The sequence below is a fragment of the Bacillus salacetis genome, assembly GCF_049177075.1.
Taxonomy (GTDB): Bacteria; Bacillota; Bacilli; order Bacillales; family Bacillaceae_B; genus Rossellomorea; species Rossellomorea salacetis_A.
Window position 1 is genome coordinate 1,621,152 of sequence record NZ_CP185377.1, and the last position, 21,153, is coordinate 1,642,304.

Sequence of the window (21,153 nt, forward strand, 5' to 3'; positions counted from 1 at the left end):
TGGTATCAATGCAAAAAGCCTATAATTTGTTGTATAGAAATTTAAATGTAAATTGTAAAGGGGATAAAGGTATGAATGCAGAAATCATTGCCGTAGGATCTGAATTGCTTCTTGGGCAGATAGTCAATTCCAATGCCAGATTTTTATCAGAACAATTGGCTGAAATCGGTGTTAATGTGTATTTCCATACTGTCGTTGGTGATAATCCCGACCGGTTGAAAACAGCTATCGAGGTTGCCGAATCCAGGGCGCAGCTGATTATCTTTACCGGGGGGCTCGGACCGACAAAGGACGATCTGACTAAGGAAACAATTGCAAAACATATAAATACCACCCTGGAAAAAGATGAAGACGCTTTAACATATATCAAAGATTATTTTAAAAGGGCCCAAAGGGAAATGACGCCCAATAATGAAAAGCAAGCACTGGTCTTACAAGGATCTGAGGTCCTGAAGAATGAACAGGGAATGGCACCGGGGATGTTCCTTGTGAAATCCCCTTGTCACTACATGCTTCTCCCGGGGCCGCCTTCTGAAATGATTCCAATGTTTAAAAAGTATGGACGGCCTGCGATCGAGAAAGCTTTGGGAAGGCAGGAAACCATTGCTTCGCGTGTATTACGATTCTTTGGTATCGGGGAAGCAGAGCTTGAAACCGAATTGATGGACCTTATTGAAGCCCAGTCGAATCCAACAGTGGCCCCTTTGGCTTCAGACGGTGAAGTAACCCTGAGATTAACTGCCAAAGATGCTTCGAAAGAAACGGCAGAGAAGATGATTGAAAAAGTGGAAGATGAAATCTTAAAAAGGGTAAGGCCCTATTTCTATGGTTATGACGATACAACTTTAATGGAGGAAACCTCCAAGGCTCTTAAGGAGAATGAGCTGACCATTGCCTGTGCGGAAAGTTTGACAGGCGGGCTGTTCCAGTCACAATTGACATCCATATCGGGGGCGGGCTCCATTCTAAAAGGAGGCATTGTCTGTTACTCGCCCGAAGTCAAAAAGCAAATCCTTGATGTATCAAAAAATACAATTGCCATCCATGGTACCGTAAGTGAACCTTGTGCAAAAGAACTGGCTGAAAACGTGCGGGAAAAATTCGACTCTGATATTGGCATCAGTTTTACTGGTGCAGCAGGACCGGGCCCTCATGAAGGGAAAGATGAAGGGACAATTTGGATCGGCATTGCCAGAAAAGATCAAAAAACCAAAACCTTCTTATTAAACCTGGCAGGGACACGAAACGGCAACCGCGCCAGGACAGTAAAGTATGGATGTCACTTCCTGCTTAAGGAGTTAAAAAGCGGTGACGAATAAGGGAGCTGGGACTAACAGGTAATCCTGTTGGTCCTTTGTTTTGTCTCTCAGTCAACTTCCTACCACCTTCTTTTTACGGGCTGCACTATTAAGGTTAGATAAAAAGGCAAAACAGATTTTTTGATTTCTCCTTCCGCTTAAAACCATTTTTCTCCAAGAAGAAAAGACGTTTTTAGAAAAGTAATGCCGGACAAAAAAACCGAATGAATGTTCGATTTTTCTCTTGTTAAATTGAACAAAAAGGTTTATAGTAGAGATAGGTTGTTGAAATGAGACAAGCAGTTGATAAATTGCTATTTTGTCTTTCTATATATGTAAGAGATTAAAAGGAGGAAATTTTGTGAGCGATCGTCAAGCTGCCTTAGATATGGCACTTAAACAAATCGAGAAACAATTCGGTAAAGGTTCTATCATGAAGTTGGGAGAACAAACAGAAAGAAATATAGTAACAATTCCAAGTGGTTCATTGGCATTGGATGTTGCTCTTGGTGTTGGTGGATATCCGCGCGGAAGGATCATTGAAACATATGGTCCCGAATCTTCAGGTAAAACAACTGTTGCCCTTCATGCAATCGCTGAAGTGCAGGCTCAGGGCGGACAGGCTGCATTCATAGATGCAGAGCACGCTCTTGACCCTGTCTATGCGCAAAAACTTGGAGTGAATATAGATGAACTTCTGCTTTCCCAGCCGGATACGGGTGAACAGGCATTGGAAATAGCTGAAGCACTGGTTCGAAGCGGAGCGGTTGACATTCTTGTTATCGACTCGGTAGCTGCGCTTGTACCTAAGGCGGAAATTGAAGGGGAGATGGGGGATTCACACGTTGGTCTGCAGGCGCGTTTGATGTCCCAGGCCCTGAGAAAACTATCAGGTGCCATCAATAAATCCAAAACAATTGCGATCTTCATTAACCAGATTCGTGAAAAAGTCGGGGTCATGTTCGGTAACCCTGAAACTACACCAGGAGGACGTGCGCTGAAGTTCTATTCTTCTGTCCGTCTTGAGGTGCGCCGTGCTGAAGCATTGAAGCAAGGAAACGAAATGGTCGGAAACAAAACGAAAGTCAAAGTTGTCAAGAATAAAGTAGCGCCTCCATTCAGGGTTGCTGAAGTCGATATCATGTATGGACAAGGGATTTCCAGAGAAGGGGAAATCATCGACATGGGCTCCGAACTGGATATCGTTCAAAAAAGCGGTGCATGGTATTCTTATAATGAAGAGCGACTTGGCCAGGGACGCGAGAATGCAAAAGTATTCTTAAAAGAAAACCCTGAAATCCGTAATGAAATCATGCAAAAAATTCGTGATCATTATGGCTTGGATACTGGCAGGGCAGAAACTGAAGAAGGTCAAGATGAATTGTTCTTAGAAGAATAAGCTTTATAAGAAGCAGGGAGCCGTTCTCTGCTTCTTTTTTGTAATCAACCTGAAATATTGTGCTGGTAATCAAAAAATCCAGCGGAATCAAGGGGGAAAAGGCTCACCCCCTTGACAATGAATATTCTGAGATTTAAAATTAACATGTATATTTTACAAATTTTCGAATGTTAATATTTGAAAGCCTAGCGCTGTATATTGAAACCTTTGGAAACAATGTACCAGCCGACATGTAAAAGACATGACAAAAGTTCATAGCAAGGGGAGGTGAAATGATGGAACTCATAACAATCATCTCCATTTTGCTTGGCCTAATCGTCGGTGTAGTTGTTGGATATTTTATTCGTAAATCCATTGCTGAGGCAAAAATTGCTGGAGCTAAAGGTTCCGCAGAGCAGATTCTTGAAGATGCAAAGCGCGAGGCAGAAGCTCTGAAGAAGGAAAAGCTCTTAGAAGCAAAGGATGAGAATCATAAGCTTCGTACTGATATGGAAAATGACCTTCGTGAACGAAGAAATGAACTGCAAAAGCAGGAAAATCGTTTAATGCAAAAAGAGGAGAACCTCGACCGCAAAGATGAATCGCTCGATAAGCGTGAATCCCAGCTTGAGAGGAAAGAGGATGCTCTGAACGAAAGACAACAACATATTGAAGAGATGGAAAGCAAAGTGGACGAGATGATACGATCACAGCAGACCGAATTGGAACGCATCTCTGCACTTACGCGTGAAGAGGCGAAAGCAATCATCCTGGACCGCACTGAGAATGAATTGTCTCATGATCTTGCCTTGATGATCAGAGAGCATGAAACACGTGCGAAAGAGGACTCTGACAAGAAAGCGAAAGAAATTCTTTCACTTGCAATCCAGCGTTGTGCAGCAGAGCATGTTGCAGAAACGACGGTATCTGTTGTAAACCTTCCGAATGATGAAATGAAAGGCCGCATCATTGGACGTGAAGGACGTAATATTCGTACATTAGAAACGCTGACTGGAATCGATTTAATTATCGATGATACTCCTGAAGCGGTTATCTTATCCGGTTTTGATCCGATTCGTCGTGAAACTGCGAGAATTGCGCTTGAAAAATTGGTACAAGACGGAAGAATCCATCCAGCCCGAATCGAAGAAATGGTCGATAAAGCAAGACGGGAAGTGGATGAACATATCCGTGAAATTGGTGAACAGACAACATTTGATGTTGGTGTTCATGGGCTCCATCCAGATTTAATCAAGATATTAGGACGCTTGAAATTCCGTACAAGCTACGGTCAAAATGTGCTGAAGCACTCAATGGAAGTGGCATTCCTTTCAGGATTGCTTGCTGCCGAACTGGGTGAAGATGTAACGCTTGCCCGCCGTGCCGGACTGCTTCATGATATCGGTAAAGCAATTGACCATGAAGTGGAAGGAAGCCATGTTGAAATCGGTGTTGAATTGGCTACAAAGTATAAGGAACATCCGGTTGTCATCAACAGTATCGCTTCCCACCATGGTGATACGGAACCAACGTCTGTCATTTCAGTACTTGTGGCTGCTGCTGATGCTCTTTCAGCTGCAAGACCAGGTGCAAGAAGTGAAACGCTTGAAAACTATATCCGCCGCTTAGAAAAGCTGGAGGACATCTCTGAATCCTACGAGGGAGTTGAGAAGTCTTTTGCTATTCAGGCAGGCCGGGAAGTTCGAATCATGGTTAAACCAGAATCAATTGATGACCTGGAAGCCCATAGACTGGCGCGTGACATCCGTAAACGGATTGAAGAGGAGCTGGATTACCCAGGCCATATCAAAGTCACGGTCATTCGGGAAACAAGAGCGGTTGAATACGCAAAGTAAGCGGTGTGATTTCTCACACCGCTTTTTCTTTGCCCATCAACCTGCTGTATCCCTTTAGCGTGTTAAGAGGAACTGTCCCTCTTAGTGCGTTAATATGGTAAAGTAGGAGTTTTTGTATAGGCTATGGTAAAATGGAACAAACGTTGAAGCAGAAAGGGTTTGCAAATGAATATCTTATTTATTGGAGATGTAGTCGGGTCTTTGGGCCGTGAGATGGTTACAGAATACTTACCGAAACTGAAAGCGAAATATCGTCCTTCCGTCACGATTGTGAACGGGGAAAATGCTGCCGGTGGCAGAGGGATTACAGAAAAAATATATAAAAAGTTCTTAAATGATGGTGCCAACATTATCACGATGGGTAACCACACTTGGGATAACAAAGAGATCTTTGATTTCATTGATACTACTAAATTGATGGTCAGGCCCGCCAACTATCCAAAAGGTACTCCGGGCAGCGGTATAACGTTCATTAATATCAATGGGTTTGAAACTGCAGTCATCAACCTGCAGGGCAGGACATTCATGCCAGCTTTGGATTGTCCCTTTGAAGCAGCCGAAGATCTTGTTGCTCAAGCAAAAGAAAGGACTCCGTTTGTGTTTGTCGACTTTCATGCAGAGGCGACAAGTGAGAAACAGGCGATGGGGTGGTTCCTTGATGGAAAGGTGTCTGCTGTCGTTGGGACTCATACACATATTCAGACTGCTGACAACCGTGTCCTGCCGAACGGTACTGCCTTTATAGCGGATGTAGGAATGACAGGCCCGTATGATGAGATTTTGGGGATGAACAAGGAATCAGTCATCACCAAGTTCAGAACAAGCCTCCCTGTACGCTTTGAAGTACCGAGCAAAGGCCGGAAGATATTGAGCGGTGTCATTATCGAGATCAATGAAAAGACGGGGAAAGCAAAGAGTATCGACCGGATATTGATTAACGATGATCATCCATTTATAGCTGAGTAAAATGAAAAAGCAAAAGTGCCGCCGTCCGGTTGCTTTTGCTTTTTTTATTATATTCTCATTAAAATCTCTTGAATTTTTAAAAGATGCCCTATGGGGCTGTCGAATTGGCAGAAAGGGTGAATCGGAGTCTTCAAAGCGCTTCTAAGTAGTTTTAAAAGCCATCGAGAGCCCTCCAATCTGTACGGCGCTGAACGGCCGCTTCCGCTTTTTATCAATCCAGCTTCAAGGCCCCAGCGGCTAGCAGATTTCGGTCTCTCTCCTTGCGATAAGTCATCATCGAATCGCTTCGCTCTTCGTGATTCCTTTATCTCATGCGAGAGCCCTCCAATCTGTACGGCGCTGAACGGGACCTTTCCGCTTTTTAGTCAATCCAGCTTCAAGGCCCCAGCGGTTAGCAGATTTCGGTCTCTCTCCTTGCGATAAGTCATCATCGAATCGCTTCCGCTCTTCGTGATTCCTTTATCTCATGCGAGAGCCCTCCAATCTGTACGCCGCTGAGCGGGGCCTTTCCGCTTTTTAGTCAATCCAGCTCCAGCGGCCAGCGCCTAGCGGATTTCGGTCTCCTTCCTTGCGATAAGTCAACATCAACTCACTTCGTTCGTTGTGTTTCCTTTATCTCATGCAGGAGCCCTCCAATCCGTACGGCGCTGAACGGCCGCTTCCGCTTTTTATGCTTGTCAACCTCTTTTTTAGGCCAAGCGGGAATGATTTCACGTTTTCGTGAATATAGTAGCAGTGGAATCGTTTATACCAGGTTGTTCTTTGCTTTGAACATTCGGTATGGGGAAATGACAAGGAGGAAAAGAAATGGAAATATTAAAAGTTTCAGCAAAATCTAATCCTAATTCTGTAGCTGGTGCACTTGCCGGAGTTCTTCGTGAGAGAGGAGCAGCAGAGATACAAGCGATCGGGGCAGGCGCCCTGAATCAGGCAGTCAAAGCGGTTGCCATTGCCCGTGGATTTGTCGCTCCCAGCGGAGTGGACCTTATATGCATTCCTGCATTCACCGATATTCAGATTGACGGAGAAGAGCGCACGGCTATCAAGTTGATAATTGAACCTCGATGAACCAATCTAAGGCTGTCCCGGGAAAAACGAATGGGACAGCCTTTTTTTAGTTTTAAAGGTTTTTTATATATGAGAAAAGGAGTTTAATGGAATTTCAAGAAGTATATATAAAGACTAGATAGAATAAAGAGAGGAGTTTTCAGATGATTTTTGACGGCCATTGCGACGTATTGTTGAAACTTCACCATTATAAGGAGGACGTTTCGTTCCAGAGTGAATCCGATCTACATATAACATATCCCCAGTTAATACAGGCAGGAAGCAAGGTGCAGCTATTTGCCATTTATCTTCCATCTTACTTGAAGCCGGGCCAGCGTTTTCAAACGGCATTGGAGATGGTGGAAGTATTTCATAAACGAATCTTAGAGCCTAATCCAAAAATGAAAATGGTCCGGTCAAAAAAAGATATTGAAGGATTGAAAGAAGATGAGATTGGCGCAATGCTGACCCTTGAAGGTTGTGAGGCCATTGAGGAAGACCTGGTCAAGCTCCACACATTGTATCAGCTTGGAGTCAGGGCTGTCGGATTAACGTGGAATTGGGCTAATGCGGTTGCAGATGGGGCGCTGGAACCACGGGCGGCAGGGTTGACGAAGTTTGGCAGGGAAACGGTGGAATTTTTAAATGACCATCAAATGATAACAGATGTTTCCCATCTTTGTGAGCGGTCTTTCTGGGATACCATTGAAATCGCAAAGTATCCAATTGCTTCCCACTCCAATACTTTCAGCCATTGTGCACACCCGAGAAACTTGAAAGATGATCAGATTAAAGCACTGATCGATAAAGGCGGAGTAATGGGACTGACGTTCGTTCCACCGTTTTTAAATCCAAAAGAAGCGGACGTTTCCGATATCCTTCGCCACCTGGATCATGTATGTTCATTGGGCGGCGAAAATCATGTAGGCTTCGGTTCTGACTTTGATGGAATCTCCCAGACAGTAGAAGGGTTGTCCTCTTACAGGGAATATGAAAACTTAGTCGAGGAGCTGCAAAGAAATTATAACGAGAGCCAGGTCAAGAAATTTCTATTTGAAAATTTCTATGAGTCATTACCTGAATAACATTAAGTCCAAAAGAAGTTTATCTACCAAATGAAAGCGCTGAAGGGCAGTCCCTCTCAGCGCTTTTATTATATTAAATGAACATTTTGCAACATCTGGAGGCTTCTATTGTGTCAGGGGCGAAAAAGCTTTATACTAGATTAACGTGCAATCCTTTTGTAAAAAACTATCAATATTTTTATAATAGAAACAGCATTATAAGTATCGTTCTTAAAATGCGCAGGCCTGGAGTTCTGGAGAGCCTGGGAACCGCAGTTGAGCAAGGGCAGGAAAGGAGTCATTTTTCAATGAATGAAGAACAGCGAAAACACGGTCAGCAAGCGGCCGATTCCAAAGATAAACAGACAGAAAAAGATTATTCGAAATACTTCCAAAGCGTCTATATCCCGCCGTCCTTGAAAGACGCGAAAAAGCGTGGAAAAGAGTCGGTTGCGTATCATAACGATTTCAAAATTGACGAGAAGTACCGTGGAATGGGTGATAACAAAAAGTTCTACATCCGCACCTACGGCTGTCAGATGAATGAACATGATACAGAAGTAATGGCAGGGATCTTCATGGCACTTGGCTATGAAGCGACAGATAACACAGAGGATGCAGATGTCATCCTTCTAAATACATGTGCCATCCGTGAAAACGCGGAAAACAAAGTGTTTGGTGAACTTGGCCATCTAAAGCATCTGAAACGTGAGAAGCCCGAGCTTCTAATCGGTGTATGCGGATGTATGTCACAGGAAGAATCAGTCGTGAACAAAATCCTGAAAACGTATCACCAGGTAGATATGATTTTTGGCACTCATAATATCCACCGCCTTCCGAATATCCTGAGTGAAGCGTACATGTCCAAAGCAATGGTAGTTGAGGTTTGGTCTAAAGAGGGAGACGTCATTGAAAACCTTCCTAAGGTACGCAGGGGCAATATCAAAGCATGGGTGAACATCATGTATGGCTGCGACAAATTCTGCACATACTGCATCGTTCCATACACAAGAGGGAAGGAGCGCAGCAGACGCCCTGAAGAGATCATTCAGGAAGTCCGTCATCTTGCGGCTCAAGGTTATCAGGAAGTTACCCTTCTTGGCCAGAATGTAAATGCATACGGTAAGGACATCGAAGACCTTGACAATTATGGTCTTGGTGATTTAATGGATGAGCTCCGCAAAATCGATATCCCGCGGATCCGATTCACGACAAGCCACCCTCGTGACTTCGATGATCATTTAATCGAAGTGCTTGCGAAGAAAGGTAATCTTGTCGAGCATATCCATCTTCCGGTACAATCCGGTTCAACTGCTGTATTGAAAATCATGGCCCGTAAATATACCCGTGAACGTTTCCTTGAGCTGGTTGGAAAAATCAAAGCAGCAATGCCGGATGTAGCACTGACGACCGATATCATTGTCGGCTATCCTAATGAAACAGAGGAACAGTTCGAGGAAACACTTTCTTTATATCGTGAAGTCGGTTTTGAATCAGCCTACACATATATCTATTCCCCAAGGGAAGGCACACCTGCGGCGAAGATGAACGATAACGTACCAATGGAAGTGAAGAAGGAACGTCTCCAGCGCCTGAATCAGGTAGTCAATGAGTACTCTGGAGAAGCCCTTAAAAAGTATGAAGGCAAGATCGTCGAAGTGCTGGTTGAAGGGGAAAGCAAGAAGAACCCTGAAATCCTTGCCGGATATACACGCCGCAGCAAGCTTGTAAACTTTAAAGCTCCTAAAACGGCAATCGGCAAAATTGTAAAAGTGAAAATTACAGATACAAAATCCTGGTCACTTAATGGGGAAATGATTGAGGAAGGCCGGATTGGTTCAGAATTTCTAGAGGAAGCGGCAGAGGTGAAGTAATATGGCGAAATATACAAAAGACGATATTATGAAAAGAGCAGAAGATCTTGCAAACATGATCGCTGAAACTGAGGAAGTTGATTTTTTCAAACGTGCGGAAGCACAAATTCATGAAAATCAAAAGGTCCGTGAAATGATCGCAAGTATCAAAAGCCTGCAGAAACAGGCAGTTAACTTCCAGCACTATGGTAAAACAGAAGCATTGAAAATGGTGGAAGGAAAAATTGAAAAGCTTGAGGAAGAAATCGATGCAATTCCGGTTGTCCAGGAATTCAAGCAGTCTCAAGTTGATGTCAATGATCTTCTTCAGATCGTTGCGTCTACCATTTCAAACACTGTTACAGACCAAATCTTAACTTCTACAGGCGGAGACCTCTTAAGAGGTGAAACGGGTTCGCAAGTAAAGAATTCCACTCCAGGCAGCTGTTAATAACTTGAAAACTGATTCCTTTTCATTCGGAGTCAGTTTTCTTTTAAACAAAATAAAAAGCGTTATCTTCCCGATGTTGATCTTGAAGATAACGCTTTTTATGTTTTGTGTGGACTCTTTTCATTTTTTCATCCTTGGTTTTCGTTCTTCTCTCGTGAGTGCTGAAGTCGGCTTTACTGCCCCTTAAACAGGTTACATCTTTTCCTCTCGTCCTTAATAAATGTTCCCGTTGCTTTTTAGCCCTGCTTTTGGCCATGGATACTCACCCCGTACTTAAATTCCTCCAAAGGAGGTAATTCTATTTAAGCACGAAATGAGGAATGAAGAAAGCCTTTATTTCGTCAGCTGAAAGATAAGGATCAACGGTATTCTCGTTCTTCTTTTGTACTCTTCTTCATCATCAAAGGCTTCCATCCTCGGTCTCGCCTCTTTTAAATTATTGACTGAAAATCCTGCAGTTAGCGCTAATGAGAAATAATCCTCTATCGTACGGTGATACTTTATAACTGAATGATCCATCCAGGCTTCGACTCTTTTCCCTGTTTCAAAGTAGTTATCAACAATCCAGTGAGAACGCTTTTGTTTACCGGAAAAATGATCAAAAGTAGCAGTAATCACCGGATGCATAACGGAGAAAACAAATTGTCCCCCTGGTTTTAACGCTTCATATACTTCGTTCATTAAATGATCGATGTTTTCAATATAGTGAAGGACCATCCGAGAAACAATCAAGTCATAACTTCCTTCATTAATCTTCAGACTCTCCAGGTTAGCTAAAAGGAAGGAAGCTTTTTCAGTTTGTATTCCGGCCATTGCACTTTCAATCATGTTTTTGGAACCATCAATCCCGATATAGCGGCCAGCGCCGGCATCAATCAGTTCTTTGCCAAATAGACCATCCCCGCATCCAAGATCCAGGATTTCCATATCATGAACATTGCCGAGAAGTTCAATCATGGCCGGCTTTTCCATAGCGTTATTCGGGCTATCCTTTCGATTCCTCCTGGCCATGAAACTTTCGAAGAATTCTTTTTCTTCATATACATTGGATCCTTTATGTAACAAAGTAATCCCCCCTGATAAATGATGTCTTTTTTCCTTACACCATCATATTATATTACGGATGCAGAATCCTTTTTTCTATAAAATTTTTTCTTCTGTAAGATCCTTTTCCCGATTGCAGCTGATCCGGAAAATGGGAACATTCACTATTTTTAAGCATACAATGAACTATCTCGAAACTAATTTGTCACCATTCTTAAAATACTCGCACAAACGTCTAGACGCCCGCATAAGATGAATTGAAAATGAATGAGGAGGTACGCTCGAATGGCAGAATACAGAGAGATTATTACCAAAGCGGTCGTAGCGAAGGGACGTAAATTCACACAATCCCATCATACGATTAGCCCGCCGCATCATCCATCGAGCATTTTAGGCTGCTGGATCATAAATCACACGTACGAAGCACACAAAGTCGGCAAAAAAGTCGAAGTGTCCGGCTTCTACGAAATCAACGTCTGGTATTCTCATGACGACAACAGAAAAACTTCTGTTGTTACAGAGAAAGTGGAATACTGTGATGTCATTAAGTTGAAGTACCGTGATCCTGACTGCTTAGATGATAAAGAAGTAAATGCAATCGTACTTCAGCAGCCTAACTGCGTGGAAGCGGTTATTTCACCAAACGGCAACAAAATCATCGTACATGTAGAACGAGAATTCCAAGTTGAAGTCATCGGCGAAACAAAGGTATGTGTCCTGGTTAACCCTGATGGCTGTGATGACGACTGGGATTGCGACTTCGACGATGACGATTTTGAAGAGCTCGACCCGGACTTCCTGGAAGGGCTTGACGAAGAATAACGAAGACTAGGAAGACGGCCTCTTCCTAGTTTTTTTTATTAAAAGGAGTATATGGTGCTAATTAAATGGCACCAGGAAATGAAGGTGCAGTCCCCGGGCTGCATCTTATTGTTTTGTTTTCCAAAAAATATTTTCACCGGGTTGGTAATATAGAGAAAAAAAGTAGTATCATGAAAGAAAAGAGGAGGGGTCATATGGGTTTTGAAATGATTGGAATAGACCACGTTCAACTGGCTGCGCCTAAAGGATCTGAGGACGAGGCAAGAAAGTTCTACGGAGAGGTTCTTAGTCTTAAAGAAATGGAGAAGCCTGAGAAACTTAAAGCAGGAGGCGGCTGCTGGTTCCACTGCGGAAGCCATGAAATACATATCGGAGTAGAAAATGAATTTTCACCAGCATTGAAAGCACATCCCGGGATCGTAGTGAAAAATATTGAAGAGGTAAGACGGACGCTTGAAGAAAATGGTTACAAAGTGCAAGAAGACACAAGAATTGAAGACAGAAAGAGGATCTTTGTCAACGACCCTTTTGGAAACAGAGTTGAATTTCTGGAGTATTATTGATGTAAACGCCTGTACAACCGCTTCTCTTTAAGAGGGCGGTTATTTTATTAAGCTCTTTCTTAGTCCGCTCCAGCACTTCCTTCCACGAATCTCAGGGAGCTGCCTGTTGTTTCCTTCAATATAAAAAACTCTCCTGCTGTGATATAATTAATGTTTGTAGATTACTAGATAAGATCGGAAAGGTTTGGTTGGCCAATGGCGACATACACTCCAATGATTATGCAATACTTACAGGTGAAGGCAGAGTATCAGGATGCCTTTTTGTTTTTTCGTTTAGGCGATTTTTATGAAATGTTTTTTGAGGATGCCATAAAAGCTTCCCAGGAACTTGAAATCACACTGACCAGCCGTGACGGCGGAAGTGCTGAAAGGATTCCGATGTGCGGTGTTCCGTATCATTCAGCACCAAATTATATTGAACAATTGATTGAAAAAGGATATAAAGTGGCAATCTGTGAACAGACCGAGAACCCCAAACAGGCTAAGGGCGTCGTAAAAAGAGAAGTTGTTCAACTGATTACTCCGGGTACGGTGATGGACGGAAAAGGGCTTCAGGATAAAGAAAATAACTACATTGCTTCCATAAGCCTTTTTGGTGATGACACTGCAGGATTGGCTTACAGTGATCTTTCGACAGGTGAAACGAAGGTGACCCAATTATCCGCCACCTTTGATGAAGTTATCAATGAATTGGCCACAATTGGGGCAAAAGAAGTAGTCATCCACTCAGAATTTCAAGTAGATTTGAAAAAGAAAATGATTGACCGAACGGGAATCACGGTGTCCTTTGAAAACGAAACGGCCATAGGTGATAACTTCGGTTCACTTGTAGATGAGTTAAAACAAGATAAGCTTAAAGATACGGTTTGCAGGCTGTTAAACTATTTATTCAGGACGCAGAAGAGAAGCCTTGATCACCTGCAGAAAGTAGAAACGTATCAGGTTCACCAATTTATGAAGATAGACTACTATTCAAAGAAAAATCTCGAATTAACGGAAACCATCCGTGCAAAGGGAAAGAAAGGTTCATTGTTATGGCTCCTTGATGAAACGATGACAGCAATGGGGGCCCGGATGTTGAAACGATGGATTGACCGTCCATTGATCGATCAGCGGGAAATCGAGAAGAGACACAGTATGGTTGAACTTCTGCAGGAGCGATTCTTTGAACGGGAAGATATCAGGGAGCTTCTTAAAGAAGTCTATGACTTGGAGCGGCTTGCAGGCAGAGTAGCATTTGGAAATGTAAATGCAAGAGATCTAATCCAATTAAGGAAATCACTTTCTCAGATCCCGCTTCTGAAAAGTATCATTGGCGAACTGGGCCACGATATCGCTGATGAAATCTTGAAAACCATCGATCCATGTGATGAATTGACAGATATGCTCCATGAGTCCCTTCATGATCAGCCGCCGCTTTCCATCAAAGAAGGAAGTATCATAAAGGATGGCTACCATAATGAACTTGATCAATACCGAGATGCGAGCAGAAACGGCAAGAACTGGATTGCCCAGCTTGAACGGGAAGAGCGCGAGAGAACCGGAATCCGCTCCCTGAAAGTCGGATATAACCGCGTATTCGGTTACTATATCGAAGTGACCAAGGCAAATCTCGGTTCACTGGAAGAAGGCCGTTACGAGCGGAAACAGACACTGACCAACGCAGAACGCTTTATCACTCCTGAATTGAAGGAAAAGGAAGCATTGATTTTACAGGCAGATGAAAAATGTATCGAGCTGGAATATGACCTCTTCCTGAATATCAGGGAAACAGTTAAACAATACATCCCTCGTCTGCAGAAACTGGCTAAGGTGGTAAGTGAAATTGATGTTCTCCAATGTTTTGCGACAGTCAGTGAAAAAAGACATTATATTAAACCAACTTTCAATCGAGAGAGAAGAATCGTCATTAAAGACGGCCGCCATCCAGTCGTTGAAAAAGTGATGGATGCACAAGAATATGTACCGAATGACTGCTATATGGATCAGGAAAGAGAGATCTTGCTGATAACAGGGCCGAATATGTCCGGTAAAAGTACCTACATGAGACAGCTGGCTCTTACGGCCATCCTTGCGCAAATCGGATGTTATGTTCCTGCGAAAGAAGCGAGTCTTCCGATTTTCGACCAGGTATTCACTCGAATCGGTGCAGCGGATGACCTTATTTCAGGACAAAGCACCTTCATGGTTGAGATGCTGGAAGCGAAAAATGCCATCACCAATGCCACACAGGACAGCTTGATTCTTTTTGATGAAATCGGAAGAGGGACGAGTACCTATGATGGAATGGCTTTGGCGCAGGCGATCATTGAGTACATCCACGAGAAAATCAAAGCGAAAACTTTATTTTCAACTCATTACCATGAATTGACGATTCTTGAGCAGGAACTGGCCCATGTAAAAAATATTCATGTCAGCGCAATGGAACATAACGGGAATCTGGTGTTTCTCCACAAAATTAAAGAGGGAGCGGCAGATAAGAGTTACGGTATCCATGTAGCTCAATTGGCAGAGCTTCCTGAAAAACTGATTGTCAGGGCCAATGAAATCCTTAGGAAGCTTGAACAGAAGACCGATCAAAACGCTGAGCAAAGTCCTGCCTATCAGCAGGGTGCCGCTGCTTTGGAAAAGGTACAAGACGAACAGCCCTCACAGCTTTCATTCTTCCAGGAGGAAAAACAGGCTGCAGCCGGCGGAAATGATTTAACCAAAAAGGAACGAAAACTTCTTGAAGAATTGAAGTCCTTCGATATTCTCGAAATGAATCCGTTACAGGCTATGAATGCCCTTTATGATCTTCAAAAGAAACTGAAAAAATAAGGAGGTGGGAATATGGGGAAAATATTTCAGCTTGATGATGCCTTATCTAATAAAATTGCTGCAGGTGAGGTCGTCGAAAGACCTGCTTCTGTTGTTAAAGAGTTACTTGAGAATGCAATCGATGCCAATGGATCGGTGATTGAGATACATGTCGAGGAAGCAGGACTTGGTTCCATCAGGATTATAGATGATGGTGATGGCATCATGGAAGAAGATGTCCTGACAGCATTCAGCAGGCACGCTACCAGCAAAATCAAGGATGAAAATGATTTGTTCCGTATCCGTACCCTCGGTTTCAGGGGGGAAGCACTTCCGAGTATCGCATCTGTTTCTCTTCTGGAGATGAATACAAGCACGGGAAATGGCCCCGGGGTAAGAATCAAGCTGCAAGGCGGCAGTGTTACTGCTCAAGAAAAATCGCCAAGCAGAAAAGGGACAGATATTACGGTTTCCAATCTCTTTTTTAATACACCTGCGCGTTTGAAATATATGAAGACCATTCATACTGAGCTTGGAAATATAACTGATGTAACGAACAGGATTGCCCTTTCCCATCCGGAAGTATCCATTAAGCTGATCCATAACGGAAAGACACTGCTTCATACGAATGGAAATGGAGATGTGCGGCAGGTGCTCGCCGCTATCTATGGTACCAATATCGCAAGGAAAATGGTGAGGATTGAAGCTTCTTCATTGGATTTCTCTGTGAAGGGATATGTTTCGCTGCCGGAAATTACTCGAGCATCCCGAAACTATATTTCTACCATGATAAACGGAAGATTCATCAAAAACTATGGACTGGCAAAAGCAATCGGGGAAGGATATCATACGCTGCTTCCGATAGGCAGGTACCCGATTGTACTGTTATCCATTGAAATGGATCCCCTCCTGGTGGATGTCAATGTGCATCCTTCTAAAATGGAAGTAAGAATCAGTAAGGAACCGGAACTGTTTGAACTCGTTTCCACAGCAATAAAGGATGCTTTTAAAACAAAAGAGTTGATTCCTTCCGGCAACAAAGAACCAAAAGCAATGAAGCCTCAGTCAGAACAGACCTCGTTGACACTGGATCATTTGCCGGAAAAGAGATGGACATCGCCGGAGGCAGAAAGCCCTTTTCGGCAGGAACGGACTGTTGAACAGCAGCCGCCGGAAAGGAAATACCAACCGGAAAAGATGCCTCCAAAAGAGGTCATGGAATTGCTTTATAAGCCGGAAGGTAACGTGACCGGAGAAGAGGAAGGTTCCACTGTCTTTGAGGAAGCACCGATTTTGCAGCAGCCATTTACTCAACCGCAAACTGAAGAACAGCCCGAAGAGGAACCAAGCGCTTCAAGGGTGCCGCCTTTATATCCGGTTGGCCAAATGCATGGAACTTATATCTTTGCGCAAAACGAAAAAGGATTATACATTATTGACCAGCATGCGGCACAGGAGCGGATTAAATACGAATATTTCAGGGAGAAGGTCGGGAAAGTGGAGAATGAACTCCAGGAAATGCTAGTGCCGATTACGCTCGAGTATTCTGCAGATGAATATATGAAAATCATCGAGCATAAAGATGAACTGGAAAAGGTCGGTGTGTTTCTTGAAGAATTCGGCTATAACAGTTTCATCATCCGTTCACACCCTCAGTGGCTTCCTTCTGGCCAAGAGGGGGAACTCATTGATGAAATGATCGAGCAGCTCCTCAATATGAAAAAGGTCGATATCAAAAAACTGCGTGAAGAGGCAGCTATCATGATGAGCTGTAAGGCATCCATCAAAGCAAATCAATACTTGAAAAATGAAGAAATACAAGCATTGTTAGATGAATTAAGAAGGTCGGAAGATCCATTCACCTGCCCGCATGGCAGGCCGATCATTATTCACTATTCCGTGTATGAAATGGAAAAGATGTTTAAAAGGATTATGTAGGAGACAGGGGATAAAAGAAGATATTTGACAACGTTTCCATAATTTATTAATCTAAAATTAAGAAAATGATTCGTGAAGGAAAAAGATGAGACTCACACAGTTTATCGCAAGCGATAGTTGTGTGGGTTTTTCTGCTTTTTTCCGGGTTACTGAGATTACTTCCAAGAAGGAGTGGTAGACTTGGCAAAATACATATTATCTTTAGACCAAGGAACGACCAGTTCGAGGGCGATCCTTTTTAATAAACGAGGGGGGATTGTCCATACCGCACAAAAGGAATTTACCCAGCATTTCCCGAAACCAGGCTGGGTGGAACATAACCCAAATGAAATTTGGGGATCGATACTGGCGGTTATAGCGGCAGTGCTTTCTGAATCCTCAGTCAAACCGGCTGAGGTTGCAGCTATCGGAATCACGAACCAGCGGGAAACAACGGTGGTATGGGACAAGAATACCGGCGAGCCTGTCTATAATGCACTCGTTTGGCAGTCACGCCAGACAGCTAATATATGTGAAGAGTTAAAGGGAAAGGGATTTGAAGATATTTTCCGCAAGAAGACAGGTCTGCTGATCGATGCTTACTTTTCAGGAACCAAAGTGAAGTGGATTCTTGACAATGTGGAAGGAGCAAGAATGAAAGCACAAAAAGGGGAGCTGCTTTTTGGCACGATTGATACCTGGTTGATCTGGAAGCTTTCTGGCGGCAAAACTCATGTAACAGATTACTCTAATGCCTCCCGTACACTGATGTATAATATCTTTGATTTAAAGTGGGACCAGGAGCTGCTCGATATTTTAGGGGTGCCGGAAAGCATGCTGCCTGAAGTGAAACCGTCTTCTGAAATTTACGGCCAGACGGTCCCCTACCATTTCTTTGGACAGGAAATCCCCATTGCCGGGGTGGCAGGAGATCAGCAGGCAGCATTGTTCGGCCAGGCCTGCTTTTCAGAAGGGATGGCAAAGAACACCTATGGCACTGGCTGCTTTATGTTGATGAACACAGGTGAAAAGGCAGTCAAATCTGAAAATGGACTGCTGACAACGATTGCTTGGGGTTATAACGGCAAGGTAGAGTATGCACTCGAGGGCAGTATATTCGTAGCCGGTTCGGCAATCCAATGGCTGCGTGATGGATTGCGTATGATTAAGAATGCAAGCGAGACGGAAGGTTATGCGGAGAAAACGGAAAGCAATGAAGGCGTCTATGTCGTTCCTGCCTTTGTCGGGCTCGGTACTCCTTACTGGGACAGTGATGTTCGCGGAGCTGTTTTTGGGCTTACCCGCGGGACATCCAAGGAACATTTTATCCGTGCAGTCTTAGAATCCCTAGCTTACCAAACAAAAGATGTACTCACTGCCATGGAAGCCGATTCCGGCTTAGGCCTTAAGACGCTTCGGGTTGATGGGGGAGCAGTCAAAAACGACTTCTTAATGCAATTCCAGAGTGATATTCTAGGAACAGGAGTTGAGCGGCCTGTCGTGAATGAAACGACTGCATTGGGAGCTGCCTATCTCGCCGGCCTCGCGGTAGGTTACTGGAAAGATACAAGTGAGATCACTGCTCAATGGAACTTGGATCGAAAGTTCGAACCGGAAATGAAAGAAGCTGAAATTGAAAAATATTACGGGGGTTGGAAGAAAGCTGTGAAGGCGGCGATGGTTTTTAAATGACCTGAAAATAATTTAAAAAATATGAAAGTTATGTTATTATGAAAATCAAGTTAATAAACACTTTGAGTATGTAGAGAGACCTGACAACATTATGCTTTTTCGGTAATGTTTGTCCCGGGTCTCTTTTTTATTGCACAGAACAGAAGCGGGGGAGTGGCAGATGAGTTTTTCAAGCCTGCAAAGAAACCAAATAAAAGAACAATTAATACAGGAACACTTTGATCTTATCGTCATTGGCGGTGGAATAACGGGTGCCGGCATTGCTCTTGATGCATCATCACGCGGCATGAAGGTCGCTTTGGTGGAGATGCAGGATTTTGCAGCTGGCACTTCCAGCCGTTCAACCAAGCTGGTCCATGGAGGACTGCGCTATTTAAAACAATATGAAGTGAGGATGGTTGCAGAAGTCGGGAAGGAAAGAGAGATTGTCTATGAAAATGGTCCACATGTCACCACACCGGAATGGATGCTGCTGCCGATACATAAAGGGGGAAGTTTCGGCATGTTCAGTACTTCGGTTGGCTTAAGGGTGTATGACTATCTTGCCGGAGTCAAAAAAAACGAAAGAAGAAAAATGCTTTCTGCTTCCAAAACTCTTGAAAAAGAGCCTTTAATTAAGAAAAAAGGGTTAAAGGGGGGAGGGTACTATGTTGAATACAGGACAGATGATGCCCGTTTGACCATAGAAGTGATGAAAAAGGCTGTTGAACATGGTGCAGCAGCATTGAATTATGTAAAAGCAGAGCATTTCCTTTATAAAGGGAAAAAAGTGAAGGGCATTCAAGCAAGGGATGTTCTGACAGGGGAAACATTCGAGGTCAATTCCCAAAAGGTCGTCAATGCCTCAGGTCCTTGGGTGGATCAGGTGAGGAAAAGAGATTATTCAGTCAATAATAAAAAGCTCAGACATACAAAAGGTGTCCATATTGTGATTGACCAGGCAAAATTCCCTTTAAAGCAGGCTGTTTATTTTGATACACCTGATGGAAGAATGGTTTTTGCCATTCCACGGGAAGGAAAAGCCTATGTGGGCACGACTGATACTTTTTTTGAAGGTGATACATCCAGTCCTCAAATGACCGAAGATGACCGCGAGTATTTGTTGAAAGCAATCCTCTATATGTTTCCAAATGTGAAGGTGGAAAAGGAAGATGTAGAATCCAGCTGGGCAGGTGTCCGGCCGCTGATTTTTGAAGAAGGAAAAGACCCTTCGGAAATCTCCAGGAAAGATGAAGTGTGGGAAGGAGAAAGCGGCTTGGTGACCATAGCCGGAGGCAAACTGACCGGTTATCGTAAAATGGCGGAGCATGTAGTCGACTTGATTGCCAGAAGGATGAAACAAGAAACCCAAAAGAATTATCCCGCATCCAAAACCAAACATATGCCCATATCTGGAGGTGATGTTGGCGGTTCAGCAGGATTTCAATCATTCTTAGAAAAAAAGACAATCGAGGCTGAACAATTCGGTGTGAGCACTGAATCGGGACGGGAACTTGTCCAGCAATACGGGTCCAATGTGGATGAATTGTTCAAGGTCGCTCATGCATATAAAAAGACGACAACGGCTTCGGAAAAAGAACTTCCAGCTGAAATTTATGCAATTCTGCTTTACTCGATTAACGAAGAAATGGCCGTCACACCAATTGACTTTTTTATGAGAAGAACAGGTAAGCTATTCTTTGATATTGAATGGGTAAAGCAATGGAAAAAAAGTGTTGTTAATGTGATGGCAATCCTTCTTGATTGGAATTCCGATCTGAAGAAAAAGTACATGATTGAATTGGATAATGCCATCAGAGATGCTCAGGTGCCAGTAAATAAACGAATATAAAAAAGAGTCTCATACGCTGGTATGAGACTTTTCTAGCTAATCAACCATTCGAAGTACGATAGTTTTTCCCTTCATCCGGTTTTTTGAAATTGTTCTCCCAAATCTTCTTTACGGGTTTTGGCAGTTGTTTAACGGCACCAACCGTATATTGGATATTATCTTTCTTTTCATCAATATCTCCCTTGATTTCCTGGCTGTGAGTGGAAAGTTCATTGGTTTCCTCCTGCAGTGACTGAGCTCTTTGCTGCAGGCTTTCCACAGTTTTGTTCAAATGATTCAAAGTCGGCTTTGTTTTTTTCATGAACTTAAATCCTTCAAATCCCAAATAGGCGATGGAAAGGACAAATAGTGCGATGCTTAAATAGACAATGATCATGTTAGACCTCCTATTACTTCTATTGTCCATAGGTGAAAAAATCTTTATTTTTCTTTACCCTTAATGGCAAGAATGAAACAGACAGAAAACAGTGGAAAAATTTGTTTGCCTTCTGGAATACAATCAGCTATAATGAAATCAAAATTTTTTTAATATTATGCGATGAAGAAGAAGAGTAGGCGCGGAAAAGACTTAA

Annotated in this window: 16 protein-coding genes and 1 other annotated feature (1 of these 17 cut by a window edge); of the genes, 14 read left to right on the forward strand and 2 right to left on the reverse strand. The window is 43.2% G+C overall.

The window, feature by feature from the left end; translation table 11 throughout:
* Nucleotides 1-71 precede the first annotated feature (71 nt).
* From ACOJQI_RS08180 to ACOJQI_RS08215, 8 genes are all read left to right on the forward strand, one after another.
* Nucleotides 72-1,319, forward strand: coding sequence for a competence/damage-inducible protein A (locus ACOJQI_RS08180; protein WP_421384702.1), 1,248 nt, complete (start codon nt 72-74; stop codon nt 1,317-1,319).
* 340 nt (nt 1,320-1,659) lie between these two features.
* Complete coding sequence (gene recA / locus ACOJQI_RS08185) at nt 1,660-2,697, forward strand: recombinase RecA (protein WP_421384704.1); 1,038 nt, start codon at nt 1,660-1,662, stop codon at nt 2,695-2,697.
* 272 nt (nt 2,698-2,969) lie between these two features.
* Complete coding sequence (gene rny, locus ACOJQI_RS08190; RefSeq protein ID WP_421384706.1) at nt 2,970-4,532, forward strand: ribonuclease Y; 1,563 nt, start codon at nt 2,970-2,972, stop codon at nt 4,530-4,532.
* A gap of 165 nt (nt 4,533-4,697) precedes the next feature.
* Complete coding sequence (locus ACOJQI_RS08195) at nt 4,698-5,498, forward strand: TIGR00282 family metallophosphoesterase (protein ID WP_421384708.1); 801 nt, start codon at nt 4,698-4,700, stop codon at nt 5,496-5,498.
* 807 nt (nt 5,499-6,305) lie between these two features.
* Entirely contained in the window at nt 6,306-6,566 is a 261-nt protein-coding gene (gene spoVS / locus ACOJQI_RS08200) for a stage V sporulation protein SpoVS (protein ID WP_119116493.1), read from the forward strand.
* A gap of 143 nt (nt 6,567-6,709) precedes the next feature.
* Nucleotides 6,710-7,630: a dipeptidase gene (locus ACOJQI_RS08205; RefSeq protein WP_421384711.1), complete on the forward strand. Its 921-nt coding sequence runs from the start codon at nt 6,710-6,712 to the stop codon at nt 7,628-7,630.
* Between the two features lie 287 nt (nt 7,631-7,917).
* A complete protein-coding gene (gene miaB, locus ACOJQI_RS08210; protein WP_421384713.1) occupies nt 7,918-9,483 on the forward strand; it encodes a tRNA (N6-isopentenyl adenosine(37)-C2)-methylthiotransferase MiaB in 1,566 nt (521 codons plus the stop codon).
* Nucleotide 9,484: 1 nt separating this feature from the next.
* A complete protein-coding gene (locus ACOJQI_RS08215) occupies nt 9,485-9,913 on the forward strand; it encodes a RicAFT regulatory complex protein RicA family protein (protein ID WP_421384715.1) in 429 nt (142 codons plus the stop codon).
* A 333-nt stretch (nt 9,914-10,246) separates the two neighbouring features.
* On the opposite strand, the gene ACOJQI_RS08220 is transcribed toward ACOJQI_RS08215, so the two are convergent.
* Nucleotides 10,247-10,978: a class I SAM-dependent DNA methyltransferase gene (locus tag ACOJQI_RS08220; protein WP_421384717.1), complete on the reverse strand. Its 732-nt coding sequence runs from the start codon at nt 10,976-10,978 to the stop codon at nt 10,247-10,249.
* Between the two features lie 264 nt (nt 10,979-11,242).
* Between ACOJQI_RS08220 and cotE the strand changes: the two genes are divergently transcribed.
* The 6 genes from cotE (at nt 11,243) to ACOJQI_RS08250 (ending at nt 20,581) form a co-directional block, all read left to right on the forward strand.
* Nucleotides 11,243-11,779 carry an outer spore coat protein CotE gene (gene cotE, locus ACOJQI_RS08225; RefSeq protein ID WP_421384719.1) on the forward strand — a complete coding sequence of 179 codons (537 nt, stop codon included), beginning with the start codon at nt 11,243-11,245 and terminating at the stop codon, nt 11,777-11,779.
* 194 nt (nt 11,780-11,973) lie between these two features.
* On the forward strand, nt 11,974-12,342 hold the full coding sequence (locus tag ACOJQI_RS08230; protein ID WP_421384721.1) for a VOC family protein: 369 nt from the start codon (nt 11,974-11,976) through the stop codon (nt 12,340-12,342).
* Nucleotides 12,343-12,537: 195 nt separating this feature from the next.
* The gene (gene mutS / locus ACOJQI_RS08235; protein WP_421384723.1) at nt 12,538-15,162 is read left to right on the forward strand and encodes a DNA mismatch repair protein MutS; all 2,625 of its coding nucleotides are present in this window, start codon (nt 12,538-12,540) and stop codon (nt 15,160-15,162) included.
* 12 nt (nt 15,163-15,174) lie between these two features.
* Nucleotides 15,175-17,079 carry a DNA mismatch repair endonuclease MutL gene (gene mutL, locus ACOJQI_RS08240; RefSeq protein WP_421384725.1) on the forward strand — a complete coding sequence of 635 codons (1,905 nt, stop codon included), beginning with the start codon at nt 15,175-15,177 and terminating at the stop codon, nt 17,077-17,079.
* Between the two features lie 180 nt (nt 17,080-17,259).
* The gene (gene glpK, locus ACOJQI_RS08245) at nt 17,260-18,750 is read left to right on the forward strand and encodes a glycerol kinase GlpK (protein WP_421384727.1); all 1,491 of its coding nucleotides are present in this window, start codon (nt 17,260-17,262) and stop codon (nt 18,748-18,750) included.
* Between the two features lie 160 nt (nt 18,751-18,910).
* Nucleotides 18,911-20,581: a glycerol-3-phosphate dehydrogenase/oxidase gene (locus tag ACOJQI_RS08250; protein WP_421384729.1), complete on the forward strand. Its 1,671-nt coding sequence runs from the start codon at nt 18,911-18,913 to the stop codon at nt 20,579-20,581.
* Between the two features lie 40 nt (nt 20,582-20,621).
* Here the strand turns inward: ACOJQI_RS08250 and ACOJQI_RS08255 are convergent, their stop codons facing one another.
* On the reverse strand, nt 20,622-20,957 hold the full coding sequence (locus ACOJQI_RS08255) for a DUF948 domain-containing protein (RefSeq protein ID WP_421384731.1): 336 nt from the start codon (nt 20,955-20,957) through the stop codon (nt 20,622-20,624).
* 153 nt (nt 20,958-21,110) lie between these two features.
* Nucleotides 21,111-21,153 (forward strand) — a binding site (T-box leader) (it continues 191 nt past the right edge of the window).